At 44.3% G+C, this 17006-nt stretch carries 13 protein-coding genes; 9 read left to right on the top strand and 4 right to left on the bottom strand.

The features are described from left to right. Positions 1-5: 5 nt before the first annotated feature. The 8 genes from AOT82_RS02755 to mmsB all read left to right on the top strand — a co-directional run bounded on the left by AOT82_RS02755 (position 6) and on the right by mmsB (position 11781). Complete coding sequence (locus AOT82_RS02755; RefSeq protein ID WP_257785224.1) at positions 6-1160, top strand: MFS transporter; 1155 nt, start codon at positions 6-8, stop codon at positions 1158-1160. A 307-nt stretch (positions 1161-1467) separates the two neighbouring features. Further along, the gene (locus tag AOT82_RS02750) at positions 1468-3138 is read left to right on the top strand and encodes a fatty acid--CoA ligase (protein WP_071001717.1); all 1671 of its coding nucleotides are present in this window, start codon (positions 1468-1470) and stop codon (positions 3136-3138) included. Between the two features lie 313 nt (positions 3139-3451). Beyond that, positions 3452-5473: a propionate--CoA ligase gene (locus AOT82_RS02745; RefSeq protein WP_071001716.1), complete on the top strand. Its 2022-nt coding sequence runs from the start codon at positions 3452-3454 to the stop codon at positions 5471-5473. Positions 5474-5790: 317 nt separating this feature from the next. Further along, positions 5791-7275 (top strand): CoA-acylating methylmalonate-semialdehyde dehydrogenase, encoded by a 1485-nt coding sequence (locus tag AOT82_RS02740; protein WP_071001715.1) that lies wholly within the window; start codon positions 5791-5793, stop codon positions 7273-7275. A gap of 186 nt (positions 7276-7461) precedes the next feature. Further along, entirely contained in the window at positions 7462-8622 is a 1161-nt protein-coding gene (locus AOT82_RS02735) for an acyl-CoA dehydrogenase family protein (RefSeq protein ID WP_071001714.1), read from the top strand. 32 nt (positions 8623-8654) lie between these two features. Further along, the gene (locus tag AOT82_RS02730) at positions 8655-9437 is read left to right on the top strand and encodes an enoyl-CoA hydratase (RefSeq protein ID WP_071001713.1); all 783 of its coding nucleotides are present in this window, start codon (positions 8655-8657) and stop codon (positions 9435-9437) included. A gap of 71 nt (positions 9438-9508) precedes the next feature. After that, positions 9509-10768 (top strand): enoyl-CoA hydratase/isomerase family protein, encoded by a 1260-nt coding sequence (locus tag AOT82_RS02725; protein WP_071001712.1) that lies wholly within the window; start codon positions 9509-9511, stop codon positions 10766-10768. 71 nt (positions 10769-10839) lie between these two features. Beyond that, positions 10840-11781: a 3-hydroxyisobutyrate dehydrogenase gene (gene mmsB / locus AOT82_RS02720; protein WP_071001711.1), complete on the top strand. Its 942-nt coding sequence runs from the start codon at positions 10840-10842 to the stop codon at positions 11779-11781. Positions 11782-11942: 161 nt separating this feature from the next. On the opposite strand, the gene AOT82_RS02715 is transcribed toward mmsB, so the two are convergent. Further along, entirely contained in the window at positions 11943-12701 is a 759-nt protein-coding gene (locus AOT82_RS02715) for an IclR family transcriptional regulator (RefSeq protein WP_058025592.1), read from the bottom strand. Positions 12702-13295: 594 nt separating this feature from the next. Between AOT82_RS02715 and AOT82_RS02710 the strand changes: the two genes are divergently transcribed. Further along, a complete protein-coding gene (locus AOT82_RS02710) occupies positions 13296-14177 on the top strand; it encodes a hypothetical protein (protein WP_083328824.1) in 882 nt (293 codons plus the stop codon). A gap of 116 nt (positions 14178-14293) precedes the next feature. On the opposite strand, the gene AOT82_RS02705 is transcribed toward AOT82_RS02710, so the two are convergent. From AOT82_RS02705 to AOT82_RS02695, 3 genes are all read right to left on the bottom strand, one after another. After that, positions 14294-15097, bottom strand: a complete 804-nt coding sequence (locus AOT82_RS02705; protein WP_083328823.1) for a 4'-phosphopantetheinyl transferase superfamily protein — start codon at positions 15095-15097, stop codon at positions 14294-14296. A 329-nt stretch (positions 15098-15426) separates the two neighbouring features. After that, positions 15427-15945, bottom strand: coding sequence for a peptidoglycan-associated lipoprotein Pal (gene pal, locus AOT82_RS02700; RefSeq protein WP_071001710.1), 519 nt, complete (start codon positions 15943-15945; stop codon positions 15427-15429). Between the two features lie 313 nt (positions 15946-16258). Then, positions 16259-16894: a DUF6231 family protein gene (locus AOT82_RS02695; RefSeq protein WP_071001709.1), complete on the bottom strand. Its 636-nt coding sequence runs from the start codon at positions 16892-16894 to the stop codon at positions 16259-16261. Between the last annotated feature and the right edge of the window lie 112 nt (positions 16895-17006).

The following is a 17006-nucleotide window of genomic DNA, read 5'->3' as shown; positions in this document are numbered from 1 at the left end:
CGTGGATATTAAAGCTCACGATTGGCCTGATTGGTATGTTTGCTTTTTTACAGGTGTACTCTATCCAAGCCGTGCTGCCAGTCATGATGGTGGACTTTTCTGCGACGGAAGTGCAAGCGGGCATGATCGTTGGCGCTACTGTATTGGCCATTGCCATCATGTCACCATTTTTGGGTATGCTCTCAGATGCCGTCGGGCGCAAATCCTTTATCGTCGGTGCTTTGTTATTTTTGGCCATACCAACAGCGCTGATTGCCCAAAGCTCGAGTATTGAATGGGTCGGTATTTGGCGTTTTATGCAAGGACTGTCTGTACCCGGTATTACGGTGGTGACGATTGCTTATATCGGTGAGGAGTTTGAGGGCCGAGCAATGACTGATCTGATGTCCTTTTATGTGTCAGGAAGCGTGCTTGGCGGCTTTATGGGCCGGTTTTTGATGGGGCATTTGCATGAGCTGATTGGCTGGCGTGACGGTTACTATGTGATGACAGCGATGACGCTGCTGGGAGCGATATGGGTTGGCAATATGCTACCATCGTCTCGTCACTTTGAGGCCAATCCTAATTTTCGCTCAGCGATACAGACGTTAGGTGAGCATGTCACCAATCGTTATGTGGTGACCGCTTGTTTGCTTGGCGCTTGTGTGCTGTTCTCCCTTGTAGGCTGCTTCACTTTTATCAACTTACATTTGGCGGATAAGCCTTATGAGCTTGGTACAGGTGCGCTCGCCAATATTTTTGCCGTGTATTTGCTTGGTGTGATTATTACGCCACTATCAACGACCTTGCTGCGCCGGTTTGGCTCAGCACGTACGGTTCGGGTAGCCATCATTATCTCCATGATTGGAGTTCTGTTGACCTTGGTGACCCCACTATGGGGGGTAATCATAGGACTTGCTGTTATGTCATCTGGTGTGTTTATTACGCAGTCAGCGACCATCAGCTATATTGCTGTTAATGTCAAAAAAGGTCGATCATTGGCATCAGGCTTATATTACATGGGCTATTACACAGGCGGTACACTTGGAGCGTGGCTGGGTGGTATAGCCTATGCGCGAGGGCAGTGGTCTCTTACCGTATGGTTGTTATTGTTTGTTCAGGTATTGGCACTCTTGATAGCCAGTTTTGGGATGATTAAAACGACAAGACGCGCCACTTAACGGTATATCAGGTATTATCTATGTTTGGTTACCCGTCTTATGATACGTAATGTAAGGTCGCTTTACATGGTGATGGTTTTTTCTTACTATCAAAGAGGTATTCAATCTTATTGCGGTCAGTGAAGCTTGTTGCTTTTACTGCGCCAAAACCGATTGGTATTCAGCAGGACGCTATCAACAGTAATAATGACTCTATATTATAAAAATAGTGTGGTTATAGCGGTTCATTCTGTATTAGTATGTCTTATTGCTACTTATTTATTACTATCTATAACTTATAAGCGCGACAAACAAGGAAATTAGGTCTATGTCAAATATGTACCATGGTGCCCCCTCTGCCTATGATTATCCATTACTGGTCAAGCAGCTCTTAAACCGTGCAAAAACAGTGTCACAAGACCAAGAGATTGTCTATGCGGACAAAAAGCGACTCACTTACAAGGACTTGTTTGAGCGTATCAATCGCTTGGCAAACGTACTTGCTGACCTGAACCTTGATGCAGGCGACATCGTTGCCGTTATGGACTGGGACAGCAATCGCTATCTTGAGTCTTATTTTGCGGTACCGATGTCAGAGTACATTCTACAAACTGTCAATATCCGTCTATCACCAGAAAAAGTCCTCTACACCATCAACCATGCCAAGCCTAAAGTGCTGATGCTAAACTCTGAGTTTGCGCCATTGGTCAAAGACTATCAATTTGAAAATTCTAGTATCGAGCACATTATTTGGCTAGACGACAATGGTTTGACCGCTGAAGGGGTTTTTGGCAGTAATCAAAGCCGCGTGACAGGCGAGTATGAAGCATTGCTAGAAGCTGCTGATAGTCATTTTGACTTTCCAGACTTTGATGAAAATACCATCGCGACGACCTTTTATACCTCAGGTACGACAGGGAATCCCAAAGGCGTTTTCTTTAGTCACCGTCAGTTGGTACTGCACAGTCTAGCGGAAGCGGCAACATTGGGTATGCTACCAAATAAGCAAGGTGTTAGCTACGGTGATGTCTATATGCCGATGACGCCGATGTTCCACGTACACGCATGGGGTTTCCCATTTACAGCAACGATGGTGGGTCTAAAGCAAGTCTATCCAGGACGTTATGCGCCTGATAGCTTGCTGGATTTGATCCTCAATGAAAAGGTGAGTATCACACATTGTGTGCCAACGATTTTGCAGATGGTGCTCAAAGAGGCGCAAGATCGCGATGCCAGCTTTAATGGGCTAAAAATGATCATTGGTGGTTCAAGATTGACCGAAGGGCTAGCAAAAACAGCAATGTCTCAAGGCATCGAAGTTTACACCGGCTACGGTATGTCAGAGACGGCACCGCTTATCAGTCTGACTGAATTTAGTCTCAATGAGCCTGAAATGACGGAAGATGAAGACATCGCCCGTCGCTGTATGACAGGTAAGCCAGTGCTTATGGTCGATGCACAAGTATGGGGTGAGGGCAACAAACCAGTAGGTAAGGGTCAAGAGAATACGGGTGAGCTGGTGCTACGGGCACCTTGGTTGACCCAAAGCTATTTCAAAAATGACGACGCTGGTAAGGAGCTGTGGGAGAGTGGCTATATGCACACTCAAGACATCGCTTACATACGTCCTGATGGTTATATTAAAATCACTGATCGCCTAAAAGATGTGATCAAATCAGGGGGCGAGTGGATCTCATCGCTTGAGATTGAGACGATTTTATCACTGCATCCATCCGTAGCGGATGTCTCAGTGATTGGCGTTCGGGATAAGCAATGGGGCGAGCGCCCGTTGGCTTTGGTGGTACTAAAACCAAATGCTCAAGAAACCAGTGCTGACGATATTAAAGCCATTGCAGAAAAAGCGGTAGAGCGCGGTATCATTCCTAAATATGGCGTGCCAAGTCAATTTAAATTCGTTGATGAACTGCCAAAAACCTCTGTTGGCAAGCATGACAAAAAAGTCATGCGTGAGATGTATGCCAATCAAACTCAAGTATAATATTATCTATCGATTGAATGTCAAAACGCTTGTGCTCATCAAAATGTAATGCGTGTTGCACGCTTAACAGTTGACCTTTGTGATGGGCTCTGCTACATTTTAAACCGATACATAACGTATCGGTTTTTTAATTCTGGCAAGGATGACCAGTATTTATCAGGACATTGTTTACCGCAGTCACAACAGTGTAGCGTTGATAAAGCCAATCGCGTACAAAGATCATATCACGCGATACAAGTGCAATAACAACTTACCAATGCGCCGATTATAAAAAATCTTATCCCATTTCTCGTTTATGCTAAGGACAGCTACTATGAGCGACCACGCCCAACACCCAGTCTCTACTCTAGCGGCAGACGTGCCCACGTTCGCGGATATTTATCATGATTCCATTATGGCTCGAGAGAATTTTTGGGCTGAGCAAGCAAAGCGCATCTACTGGCATAAAGAGCCTGAGCAGATTCTCGATGACAGCAATCTGCCTTTTGCGAAATGGTTTGTTGGCGGTGAAACCAATCTTTGCTATAACTGTGTCGATCGTCATCTGCCAGACCGTGCAGAGCAAGATGCCTTTGTGTGGGTGTCATCAGAGATCAATCAAGAGTTAATAGAAACCTTTCCAGCGGTCGTTGATTCGTTTAAAGATCTGGGCAATAACGTTGAGTTTTATACAGATTATGCCAAGCGCCGCCTGACTTATAATGATTTATACAAAGAAGTGAATTACTTCGCAGACGTGCTACAGCGTCATGGTATTGGCAAAGGCGACTGTGTCATTATCTATATGCCAATGATTCTAGAAGCAGCATATGCCATGCTGGCTTGTGCTCGCATTGGTGCTATACACTCAGTCGTATTTGGCGGATTTGCCGCGCATAACTTGGCGATCCGCATGGATGATGCTGAGGCAAAAATGGTCATTACAGTGGATGCAAGTCTGCGTGATGGTAAGGTTATTAACTATAAAAATCTCGTCAATCAAGGCGTTGAACAAGCAGCAACCAAGCCTGAGCATGTATTAGTTGTCAATCGTGGTATTTTACCGTTTGAGCCGAGAGGTGTTGACGTCGATTATGCGACTGAACGACGTCACAGCTGCGAGGCCCATGCAGTTGTGGCACCAGTTTGGCTTGAATCCAACACACCGTCCTATCTGCTTTATACCTCTGGTACGACTGGCACACCAAAAGGGGTGCAACGTGATACTGGTGGTTATGCAGTCGCGCTGACGACCTCGATGGATTATGTCTATGATGGTAAGGCAGGCGAGACATTCTGGGCGATATCAGATATTGGCTGGGCGGTTGGGCATTCGTATACGATTTATGCGCCACTGCTAGCGGGTATGACCAGTGTTATGTACGAAGGCTTACCACACTTACCGAACCCAGGTATCTGGTGGCGTATCGTTGAAGCTAATAAAGTTAATATTCTATTTACGGCGCCTACAGGCGTACGTATGCTCAAAAAGCAAGATGAAAGCTGGATGACGCGCTACGATGTGTCTAGTGTCAAGTCGTTCTTTTTGGCAGGTGAGCCGCTTGATGAGTCAACGGCTAATTGGTTATCTCAGCATTTAGGCGTACCGATTCTAGATCACTATTGGCAGACAGAGTCTGGCTGGCCGATCTTGAGCCATACACCAAAATTCAATCATAAACCGCACAAGCAGGGCTCGCCCGGCTATCCTATGTATGGCTATGAAGCGAAAGTCCTCAATGAGGAAACAGGTGAACCTTGCAGGGCGGGTGAAAAAGGGTTGCTTGCGATTAAAGCGCCACTACCACCTGGCTGTCTCACCACGGTATGGCGTAACGATGAGCGCTTTGTCAGCAGCTACTTTGGTCTGTTTGATGGCCAGCAGTATTCTACCTCAGACTATGCAGTGACAGATGAAGACGGTTACTTTTACATCTTGGGGCGTACCGATGACGTGATAAACGTCGCAGGCCATCGAATAGGTACGCAAGAGATAGAAGAAGCAATTAGTACTCATCCAGAGATGGCAGAATGCGCTGTGGTAGGCATCCAAGATGAGCTAAAAGGCGAGCTACCAATTGCGTTCTGCGTCCTAAAAGATCAATCGCAAGTCGAAACCACCGAAAACCGCTTCCGCATTGAGCAGCAAGTCATAGGTGCTGTGGTCAAATCCTTAGGCGGTATTGCAAGGCCGGCGGCCATTTATTTCCCGCAGGCATTGCCAAAGACGCGCTCTGGCAAAATCCTACGCCGATCTATTCGGGCGTTAGCAGAGGACAGGCCTACCGGCGACATGTCGACGCTTGATAATCCAGCCGCTATTGATGCGATTAAGCAATCGATGAAGGATTATTAGTTGGTATAGGCTAGCAAATATGTTGGTTCCGCCTAAAAACTAGGTTGATCTTATTAGAAGCTCATGAGCAATCATGGGCTTTTTGTTTCTACTATTTGGATAAATCGCCTTTAACAAAACAAACTTAGCGAAAATTTTGATAAAGCGCTTGACCGTAAAATTGATTTATTGTTATAGTCAATAACGATACAAAATAAATCATTTTAAAATTTTATTTTCTATAAATATTTTGCAAATAACTATTTATAGCGCTTAACTTTTAATGAATACTCAGATACCGTCACACGGTAGTCTCGCAAAAAAGATAAGGATATCTTATGCACCACGTTCAGCAGCTCATCAATGGTCAGTTCGTACAATCAAATACCGACGAATGGATTGATATCACCGATCCAGCAACTCAAGAAGTCATCGCAAAAGTCCCTCAAACCACCAATGATGAGATTAATCAAGCGGTTGCCGCCGCACAGACAGCGTTTGAAACCTGGCGCAAAACGCCAATCACCACACGTGCGCGTATTTTTTTGACCTATCAAACACTTATTCGCGAGCATATGGATGGGTTGGCAGAAATCTTGACCGCAGAGCAAGGCAAAACGATTGCTGATGCGCGCGGTGATGTGTTCCGCGGTCTAGAAGTGGTAGAGCATGCCGCTGGTATCGCCAATTTGCAAATCGGCGACTTTGTAGAAAACGTCGCATCAGGCGTTGATACTTATAGTATTTGGCAACCACTCGGTGTTTGTGCTGGTATTACGCCGTTTAACTTCCCCGCGATGATTCCGCTATGGATGTTCCCAATGGCGATTGCTACGGGTAATACATTCATCCTAAAACCGTCTGAACAAGATCCGATGGTGACTATGCGCTTAGTTGAGCTAGCGATTGAAGCGGGAGTACCAGAAGGCGTGCTGAACGTAGTGCACGGTGGCAAGGCTACCGTTGATGCTATCTGTGATCATCCAGATATCAAAGCGGTTTCTTTTGTGGGTTCTACCAACGTTGGTAAACATGTCTATGAGCGTGCCAGCCAATCAGGTAAGCGCGCCCAATGCATGATGGGTGCAAAAAACCACGGTGTTATCTTACCTGATGCCAATAAAGAGCAAACGCTCAATCAGCTAGCGGGCGCGGCGTTCGGTGCCGCTGGTCAACGCTGTATGGCATTGTCAGTGGTCGTGCTAGTGGGCGCAGCTGGTGAATGGATTGACGAGATTAAAGCCAAAGCAGAAAGTTTAGTTGTCTCAGCAGGTAAAAATGACAAAGATTTAGGACCATTGATTTCTCCTGCTGCAAAAGCCCGTGTCGAGCATTTGATTGGAACTGGGGTAGAAGAGGGCGCAAGTTTACTACTTGACGGTCGCGGAATTACTGTTGAAGGGTTTGAGAACGGTAACTTTGTTGGGCCGACTATTTTTGATAATGTCACAAGCGACATGCAAATCTATAAAGAAGAAATATTCGGTCCCGTACTGTGTATTATGCGCGCTGATAGCTTGGACGAAGCAATTGCACTGCTTAATGCCAATCCACATGGCAATGGTACCGCGATATTTACCCAGTCAGGAGCGGCAGCCCACAAATTCCAACAAGATATCCAAGTCGGTCAAATCGGTATTAATTTGCCAATACCTGTGCCACTTCCAATGTTCTCATTCTCAGGTTCACGTGGCAGTAAACTTGGCGACCTAGGTCCTTATGGCAAGCAAGCCGTACAGTTCTATACTCAGACGAAGACAGTGACGGCACGTTGGTTCGATGATGAAGCGAGCCGCGGTGTTAACACGACGATTTCGATTTAATCGTCGGATTACTGTATTTTCGGTATAACGTTAATACGACTTGCGGTACTATTGAACGCAATTTTATTATCGTTATGCCGTTATCATATAGCGCTAATGTCCTATAAAATCTCTGACCAGCGTTTTTATTAACGTTTATCTGAGATTTAAGCCCTCTATTTGATCTATAAGAACAAGGATGACCCTATGGATTTTTCATTGACCGATGACCAAGTTGCTTTTCGTCAAACAGCCCGTCAGTTTGCGCAAAAAGAGCTTAAACCGAACGCTGCTGAATGGGATCGCACCTCGCATTTCCCAGTGGACATCATCAAAAAAACGGGTGAGCTTGGTTTTTTGGGACTATACACCAATCCAGAATATGATGGCTTGGGCCTGCCAAGACTCGACTCAGCAATGGTATTCGAAGAGCTGGCATGGGGTGATACGTCCGTGGCGGCTTATATGAGCATTCATAATATGGCCGCCTGGATGATCGGTGAGTATGGTAGCGAACCCTTATGCAAAAAATACTTGCCCAATATGGTCAGCGGTGAGTGGCTTGGCAGCTATTGCTTAACAGAGCCAAATGCAGGCTCTGATGCGGCCTCACTCCGTACCAAAGCGGAGAAGCAAGGCGATTACTACGTATTAAACGGTGAAAAAACCTTTATCTCTGGCGCAGGCTCGACCGATGTATTGGTGGTGATGGCGCGTACTGGTGGTGCTGGGCCAAAAGGTGTATCAGCGTTTGTTGTAGATGCCAATAGTGCTGGTATCGAATACGGCAAAAATGAGCATAAGATGGGCTGGAAAGCACAGCCGACACGAACGATTAGCTTTAAAGATGTCAAAGTCCCAGCAGAAAACCTGATAGGCGAAGAAGGTCAAGGTTTTCGTATCGCGATGAAAGGTCTAGACGGTGGTCGTATCAATATCGGTATTTGCGCGGTAGGAACGGCGCAGGCTGCATTAGAGACGGCAACCAGTTACGTACAAGAGCGCAGTCAATTTGGCAGTCCAATTGCTAGCTTACAGTCGGTACAGTTTAAACTTGCTGATATGTTGACTCAGACCATCGCTGCACGGCAAATGCTGTATCTTGCAGCGAGTAAAGTCGATAACAATGATGGGCAAGCGTCTACCTACTGCGCAATGGCCAAGCGTCTCTCCACCGACCTTTGTTTCGATGTTGCCAATGAAGCTCTGCAATTGCACGGCGGCTATGGGTATTTAAACGAGTATCCGCTCGAGCGTCATGTACGAGACTTACGTGTGCACCAAATTTTAGAAGGCACCAATGAGATCATGCGCGTGATTATTTCACGTCAAGTCTTGCAAGATGAAGGATTAAGCCAGCTACGCTAATTTATCTCGATCTACTAAAACAAGGATGTTTTATGACAGATTATACCAATCTACAGCTATCGATCGATGGTCATACCGCAACATTGACGTTGAACAATCCACCTGCACATACGTGGACGATGGACAGTTTGCATGCGCTTAAGCAGCTCATCACAGATCTCAATGCCAATGACGATGTTTACGCATTAATCGTGCATGGAGATGGTGAAAAATTCTTCTCGGCTGGTGCAGATTTAAACAATTTTTCAGATGGTGATAAAGGCCGTGCGATAAGTATGGCGATTGCATTTGGTGAGGCGTTCGAAGCCCTGTCTGCCTATCGTGGTGTCAGTATCGCCGTCATCAACGGCTATGCGATGGGCGGTGGACTGGAGTGTGCGCTCGCGTGTGATATCCGTATCGCAGAAGCGCACGCCCAGATGGCACTGCCAGAGACAGGTGTGGGATTACTGCCCTGTGCAGGCGGTACGCAAAACCTACCTTGGCTAGTGGGTGAAGGTTGGGCCAAGCGCATGATACTGTGCGGTGAGCGCGTTGATGCAGAGACCGCATTGCGTATCGGTCTGGTTGAAGAGGTCACGGCAAAAGGTGAAGGTTTGCAAGCCGCTCAAGATTTGGCAAAAAAAGTCGCTAAGCAATCACCCGTCGCCGTCAGTTATTCTAAAGCGCTGATTCAAGCGGCTAGAGACACGCCACCTGCACAAAATCTTATTCATGAGCGTGAAGCTTTCGTTAAGCTATTTGACACAATGGATCAGCGTGAAGGGGTGCAAGCCTTTTTAGAAAAGCGTCAACCCAATTGGCAAAACAAATAAGCATTGCTTAAAATGCTTGGGTCATAACACTCATGACATTATTTAACTTTTTAACTTTGTAGGTCACTTTTATGACAGCAGCTACCGACGACACCCAAAACTCTTCGAACAATACCGAGCAAGAGGCATCTGTATTGTTCAATACTGAACCAACAGATTGCGGACATCTAATCGGGATAATGACACTTAATACCCCAAAATCGCTTAATGCGCTCAGTGTTGATATGTGTCAACTGCTAGCAGCGCAGTTAGAGGAGTGGCAAGCGGATGACCAAGTAGTGGCGATTGTGTTAAAAGGTGCAGGCGATAAGGCCTTTTGTGCAGGCGGTGATATTCGTAAGCTCTATGACAGTATGTCTACTAGTGCGCCGATACCAAACCCTTATGCCACTGAGTTTTTCAGTCACGAGTATCGTCTATATCGTCAAATGCACTTTTACTCAAAACCATTAATACTTTGGGGTGATGGCATCATCATGGGCGGCGGTATGGGGCTGATGGCAGGATGCAGTCATCGTCTGGTCACTGAGCGCACACGTTTTGCTATGCCTGAGATTACCATTGGCCTATTTCCTGATGCCTCAGGCAGTTGGTTTTTGCAGCGAATGCCCGCCAAAACAGGTTTGTTCTTAGGCTTGACTGGCGCGATGTGTAACGCCAATGACGCGCTGTTGGCCAACCTAGCAGAGTATGCTGTTGCAAGTCATGATTATGATGCTGTCATACAACGTCTTAAGCAGAGCGACTGGCAAACGCTCGATAGTGCCAGTAGTTCAAACAAGTTCCATCATAATAGTGCGCATAGTATCGTCGGCCGTGCACTTGCTGAGCTGCCAGTAGCCGAGTTGTCTGATAGTAAGCTTGCGACCTACTGGCAGCCTATCCAAAAATTGATGAACAGTGGCGGTTTGGCAGATATCGATGCATTGCTACAAAGTGATGAAGCGCTAGTACAGTTAAATAAAGACTTTTCAGAAGACAGTTGGACTCAGCGAGCAGTTGCAACCTATCGTCATGGTTGCCCAGTGACAGCAGCGTTAACCTACGCGCTGTATCACAAAGTCGCTGATTTATCGATAGAACAAGTTTTATATTTAGAAGCCAACGTGGCGGTACATTGTGCAGCCAATCCTGATTTTAAAGAAGGTGTGCGTGCGTTATTGATTGATAAAGATAAAGATCCGCAGTGGTCGCGCTCGTTGGCAGACTGCGTAAGTGTAGAAGGCCAAGCGTATATCGATAAGCACTTTGCCAATCCTTATCCAAAAGGTGAGCACCCTCTAGAAGATTGGCTGGGTGAGGAAGCTTTGGGCAGTCAGTATGTGCGCTAATTATCTACTAACAAATATTGTCAAATAGTATGTAGCAATGGCTACATCATAAATCATCAAGGAGTGATGAGATGGGTACAAAAGATACAGTGATGATGGATAATAACTCTAAACCAAATATTGCCTTTATTGGGCTTGGTAATATGGGTGCGCCTATGGCAGAAAACTTATTAAAGGCAGGATATACACTTTCTGTCTTTGATTTGTCTGATGCAGCAACCCAGCGCCTAGAAAAAGCAGGTGCTCGCGTGGCACAGAGTCCTAAAGATGCGGCGAGCAATGCTCAAGTTGTCATTAGTATGCTGCCGGCGGGTCAGCATGTGCACTCTGTGTATCTGGGCGATAGTGGCGCTAATGGTCTGCTGGCAGAATTACCAAAAGGCACGCTTGTGATTGATAGTAGTACAATAGCGGCTGCTGATGCTAGGACAGTGGCAGACGCTGCAAGCCATCTTGGCATCGACTTTTTGGATGCCCCCGTGTCTGGCGGGACAGGCGGGGCGATTGCTGGTAGCTTGACCTTTATTATTGGTGGTGATGACGACGCTTTTGCCAAAGCTGAGCCGATACTCGCTGTAATGGGGAAAAATATTTTTCATGCAGGCGAACATGGTGCAGGACAAGTTGCGAAGATTTGCAACAACATGCTGTTAGGTATCCTAATGGCAGGCACGGCAGAGGCGATTAATTTAGGGGTGAAGAACGGTCTAGATCCCAAAGTATTATCAGATATTATGCTACAAAGCTCAGGCCGTAACTGGACGTTAGAGGTCTATAACCCTTATCCGCAAGTTATGGAAAACGTTCCCTCTAGCAATGGCTACCAAGGTGGCTTTATGAGTAAGCTGATGCAAAAAGATCTCAATCTTGCTATGCAAACGGCAAAGGATACTCATGTAGACACGCCAATGGGTGCCAAGGCAACAGAGTTATATGCCACGCATACGCTTGAGAACGGTGATAAAGACTTCTCTAGTATTATGGGCCGTCATGATGCCTCGGTATTGTTTTAGAATTACCTTAGAAATAACGACTCATATACTCAATCACTCTTACTATCGTGAATAGTGAGGACTGATTAAAGAGGGCTTGTTAGATGAAAAAAGGTTCATGCTACATTTATAGCATGAACCTTTTTTTATTTGATCATAGTAATGAATGAGCAATGACTCTATTAGCTTTGTAAGTCATACACGAGAGCTTGAATATCTTGCGCTGCTTGCTGTAGTCGAGGTACATGAGTCAGTAATTCGTCGAGCGATACGCGTATCGTTGGTGCATGCAGGTACAATGAGGCCAGATAGCGCGACTTTTTATCTAATATAGGCACCGCCACCCCCACCATTTCAGAGATAAACTCCTCGTTATCAATACCAATGCCAGTGGTAGCGATACGGTCGAGCTCGGCATTCAAAGCATCAATATCGGTGATGGTGTTTTTGGTGAATTTGTCTAATGGTAAACCCTGCAATATTTTATTGCGACTGGTGGTAGACAGTTGGCTCAAATACAATTTACCAGTTGCCGTACACCACATGGGCGACTTTGCACCTACTGGGAGGTATATCTGCAATGGTAAGGTCGTTTGTGCGCGGTTGGTATAAATCATATTCATATGATAAGGAACACCGATACCGCAAGTTTCTTTAAGCTCATCAACCAGTTTTTGCAAAATCATCTGGCGCTCATTAAAGAATAAGCGCTGCTGCCAAAGCTCAACGCTCAGATTGCGAACCCGTTTACCAGGAACAATACCGCCACCGATATCAACGGTCAAAAAACCATCGTCGACCAAATTCTGAATTAAACGGTGTATGGTCGGTTTAGGAATATCCAACTCTTGCGATAGCTCAAGTGGAGAGAGAGGTTTAGAAGCATATGACACGGCTTCTATGATCTCTAACACACGGGTGATCGAGGATACTTTAGGCATATAAAAGGCTCAGTAGTAGTAAAAGGGGGTGAGGCTGACGAGACTATAATGTTTTCATAACGAAGATAAATAGTAATAAATCTGCATTCCCACAATAGATCTATTTCTATGTCTAATTTAGCACAATATCAAGCTGAGACAAGGCTTGGTGACACTATATAAGAACATTTGTACTGTTAGCTTCCATATTTACAATTTTTTCTAAGCGAAACAGTAGATACCTCAACTCACACGTTGCAATATTCTGTAGTAATAAGCTATATAACTGCTGTTGAGTTGAGTGGCTTACTCAGACATTATGATGAAACATTTTGTAATACCCTCACATGAACATTAAGCGGATCAGTATTCATGTCTACCCTGATTAATTGCTTTGAGAGAGTTGTGTAACAGGAATTCAAAGTTTTGCAGGTTGGTGTAGCAATTATTACAGTAACTATGCAATCTTTACATAACGGCAAATAAAAAGCGCATCCATGGGGGTGACTTTTTGAGTCAAAATTGTTTTAATCTCTTCAACAAAATGGTGGTTTAAAAAAGAGCAAAATTATCATTTTTTACGGGCGAGTTACTTTACACTTTAGGAGAATAATTATGAAACTTATTAAACTTACAGCTATCTCTGCTGCTGTTCTAGCATCAACTGCTGCATTAGCCGCTGATCCGGTTATCGTTGTTGATAATAACGATGCGGTAGTATACAAAGCTGAACCAGTGGCTGTTGCCTACCAAGCAGAACCTGCTTATGCATATAACTCTGATGCTGGTATCGTACGCAACACTACTGGTGCTGTAGTTGGTGGTACTAAAACTTTCTTCCAAACAGCTGTTAACCCAGCATCTGTTAGTGCTGAAGTTGGTACTCTAGGTTATGGTGCTAACATCGGTTGGTCACTTAACGAGAAAACTGAATTACAAGCTGGTTGGGCAGGTGGCGACGCTGCTGAGCTTTTCGGCGGTGATTTTGATGCAAACGATGTAAACTATGATGTTGACACTGACTTTAGCAACCCATATCTAGGTGTGCAATTGCGTCCTGCTGGTAACTGGTTCACTATGGGCGCTGGTATCATCGTTCCTGATAACGAAATCACAGCGACTGCTAATGCTAAAGATGCAGGTGATAATGGCTACTATCCAGTTGACGGCGCTCGTTACTTCGTAGGTACGCCTGATGCTGATCAAATTGATATAGAGCGTGGCGATATTACAGAAGTTGGTGGCGTGCAAGCTGATCTTGAGCATCGTAACAAGCTAGCTCCTTACTTAACTATTGGTTTCCGCCCTAACATCACTAACAACTTCGGTGTATTTGGCGAGCTAGGTGCTGCGTATCTTGGTAAGACAACAGCAACTGTTAATGCTAACGGTACTAACGGTGCACTTGCTGAAGATCAAATCAAGAAAGAATTAGAAGACGAGAATTATCTTGAGTGGATGCCAATCGTTAAACTTGGTGCAACTTACCGTTTCTAATCTAATCACAGTGTAAATACTGTCATTAGAACAAAAAAAACGACCCTTTTTAGGGTCGTTTTTTTATGTCTAGAAGAAAGCGAAGATAATAACTGCGAGAGCATTATCAGATATGATCAAAAAACGACGACTGTTTGATCTGCTTGCAATACTGCAATTTGGTGATTGGATTGATCGTTAGTATGACTGATAGTAATAAAGTCTTTATTCATATTATCAGTCAAGGCAGGAATGACATCAGAGTAATCTATACCTAAACCTTGTGCCAACGTATACTGATGGATCTTGATAAAGCTTTCTTTGATTTGCCATAGTAACTTTGCAATATAATCACGCTGATTTTTTGGTAATGTCTGTAAGATAGTAACTTCATTATCTGAGTAAAAACGCTTGACGATATGCCAAGCAACATCATTGTGCTCGATATCGATGCCAGCAGGGCGACGACGACTGATGACCGCTGCTATTTTGCTGTATGAAATAGCAGGGATATTTTGATGAGATTTTTTATTAAATTCGTCTTTGTTATGAGCGGCTGTATGGCTAAAACAGACGTAATACTTGCTTTTGCTAAGGCGATAGGGAAAGCTCGACTCATCTAAGGTATCGCTGATTTCTAGCTTGTTAAGTAGCGCTTGTAGTAACTGTCTTACACCTTGGCGCTGCTGTTGACGTTGCCTATGAGCAATACTACGTTTTGATATTGGTTTTTGTACTGCATGATAATGCCATTTGAAATGACGAAGCTCAGTAAAGACTATATGTGATGATGGATATACTGATAACCAGTATAAGTCGTTCCACAAGTTGCTCATTCCTACAGGACTGGATAAATCACTTACTTGAGCAGTCACGCACCAAGTTTCATGGTCGAGTTGAGTAAGTTGGACGTTAGTGATATTTAGTACTGGTATTATCATGAGTGGTCATTAGTATTTTTAATTGAAAACAAAGTTTTTTTAGAAATGTAAATAATATACTTAAAATTAGGTATCTTACATTTGAGTTTGAAATATTTATATCTTACTTATAGTGAAACCATTATAAAAATGGTATAGCAAGATTAAACGCTATTTTTCGCAGCCTCTGGAGACGCAGTCACAGCAAGCAAGAAAAGTAGCGTTTAATCGAGCGCGTTTCCTATGCTGTATCAATTTTATTGAGGTTCTACTGTAGCTCAATAGAATATAAAAAGCCCAGTAATATAACATTACTGGGCTTTTTTAAAGCAAATGATTTTTAATGACGCTTAGTAAGACAGCTCAGCACGGCGGTTTTGTGCATAGGCATCTTCGGTGTTGCCAGCCGCTGCAGGACGTTCTTCACCATAGCTAATGACACGGATGTTGTTGGCGGCGACACCCTGAGCAGCAAGATAATTACGTGCTGCTTGGGCGCGGCGCTCACCGAGTGCCATATTGTATTCACGGCTACCGCGCTCATCAGTATGACCTGCGATAACGACACCAGCTGCTGGGTTTGAGTTTAATAGGCTCACGTGTTGGTTAAGGACACTCGCCGCTTGCGCAGTGATTTCGCTGCTATCAAAAGCAAAGTAGACAACCGCTTGTAAGTTTTCAGCACCAGTAATGACAGCGGCTGAGTTATCAACAATGACGGCACCATTATAGCCAACTTGACCACCTGGAATACCTAGCGGCGCGACCACAACCTCTGAAGTAGCACGTTTAGTCGCACAACCTGTAGTGAGTGCAACGGCGCTTGATAGTACAGCTAAAAAAGCGATCTTAGAAAAACTGATTGACATGACGAGCTCCTAAAATTTTAATTAAATTTATTTTTTAAACTGCTTACGATAAAACTCAGGCAATCTTTATCCATCATATACTAGGGCGTGTCCCTAATTCAAACGTTTATGACTAAATGGGCTAAAAATGGCTAAATCTTTGGCAAACGGTGTCAAATAGCTGGCCAATATCTTGATATTACCTGCGCTATTTTCCTTGTTTGCCTTTAATTTATCTCATTTTTATCACCATTTTTAAAATAGGGACAAGCCCTAACTGTTAATTTATGTAAGTATTTTTACTGTAAATAACGATAGATAGATATGTAACGTATCACCAGCGGTGTTTGCCCCAGTTTTCAGGATTGGCCCAGTAATCAGCATTGAGCCAATTCGGTAGCTGTTTATAATCATATAAATTGAACTGCCAAAGCGCCGCTGATACAGTGGAAGATGTTATGGATTCAATATCACTAATATCTAAAGATGGCTCGCTTAAGACATCAAATGGCGTAAACCCATAAGGTTTCAAATCAATGGAACTATCAAGCGCAACCAGCAAGTGTGCTGCATAGAGATCACGATAACGCATGAGGGCAGGGATGTATTGATGTAACAGCTCTTGTGAGAGGGTGGGTAGCCAAAAGCAAGCAAGCTCGTATCGTTCAAGCACAGGCTGTTTAGCAAGCTCTGATAAAGTGGAGACGTGCCATGCTTCAGCTGATACGTTATTATCATCTTTAACATTCGTATCTTTAATATGTGTAGTTTTCTTGAGCTGTGTTTGCAGAGTTGATAATTCTGTTTTGTCGTGTGCTACCCATAACAGCTGAGTAGTGTCATCAGTCTGTCTAGTCATCGTTTGTGCTTGTTTATCAAGTGAGCTATCAAGCGAAGGCATGAGAGCATCAACATACTCTATCAGTAGAGGTAACGTGATCTTTGAGTATTTGGCAGTGTGTGTTGTCATATAATAAGCCGTTTATGAAAGGTGAGTTATTAGTGCGCCTATTAAATCATTTTCATCGGCATTATCCAATTGATAACGTGAGCCAATTGTTGATTTAATCATTCATATAGAG

The organism is Psychrobacter sp. AntiMn-1 (genome assembly GCF_001854065.1).
GTDB classification, from domain to species: domain Bacteria; phylum Pseudomonadota; class Gammaproteobacteria; order Pseudomonadales; family Moraxellaceae; genus Psychrobacter; species Psychrobacter pacificensis.
Note: the sequence above shows the minus strand (reverse complement) of the source record. Positions and strands in the feature narration are given on the sequence as shown.

Excerpts from the sequence above, each read along its gene's own strand:
- AOT82_RS02705 (WP_083328823.1), bottom strand. The coding sequence starts at position 15,097 with ATGATAATACCAGTACTAAATATCACTAACGTCCAACTTACTCAACTC.
- mmsB (WP_071001711.1), top strand. The coding sequence starts at position 10,840 with ATGGGTACAAAAGATACAGTGATGATGGATAATAACTCTAAACCAAAT.
- AOT82_RS02715 (WP_058025592.1), bottom strand. The coding sequence starts at position 12,701 with ATGCCTAAAGTATCCTCGATCACCCGTGTGTTAGAGATCATAGAAGCC.
- pal (WP_071001710.1), bottom strand. The coding sequence starts at position 15,945 with ATGTCAATCAGTTTTTCTAAGATCGCTTTTTTAGCTGTACTATCAAGC.
- AOT82_RS02735 (WP_071001714.1), top strand. The coding sequence starts at position 7,462 with ATGGATTTTTCATTGACCGATGACCAAGTTGCTTTTCGTCAAACAGCC.
- AOT82_RS02710 (WP_083328824.1), top strand. The coding sequence starts at position 13,296 with ATGAAACTTATTAAACTTACAGCTATCTCTGCTGCTGTTCTAGCATCA.
- AOT82_RS02730 (WP_071001713.1), top strand. The coding sequence starts at position 8,655 with ATGACAGATTATACCAATCTACAGCTATCGATCGATGGTCATACCGCA.
- AOT82_RS02740 (WP_071001715.1), top strand. The coding sequence starts at position 5,791 with ATGCACCACGTTCAGCAGCTCATCAATGGTCAGTTCGTACAATCAAAT.
- AOT82_RS02745 (WP_071001716.1), top strand. The coding sequence starts at position 3,452 with ATGAGCGACCACGCCCAACACCCAGTCTCTACTCTAGCGGCAGACGTG.
- AOT82_RS02725 (WP_071001712.1), top strand. The coding sequence starts at position 9,509 with ATGACAGCAGCTACCGACGACACCCAAAACTCTTCGAACAATACCGAG.
- AOT82_RS02695 (WP_071001709.1), bottom strand. The coding sequence starts at position 16,894 with ATGACAACACACACTGCCAAATACTCAAAGATCACGTTACCTCTACTG.
- AOT82_RS02750 (WP_071001717.1), top strand. The coding sequence starts at position 1,468 with ATGTCAAATATGTACCATGGTGCCCCCTCTGCCTATGATTATCCATTA.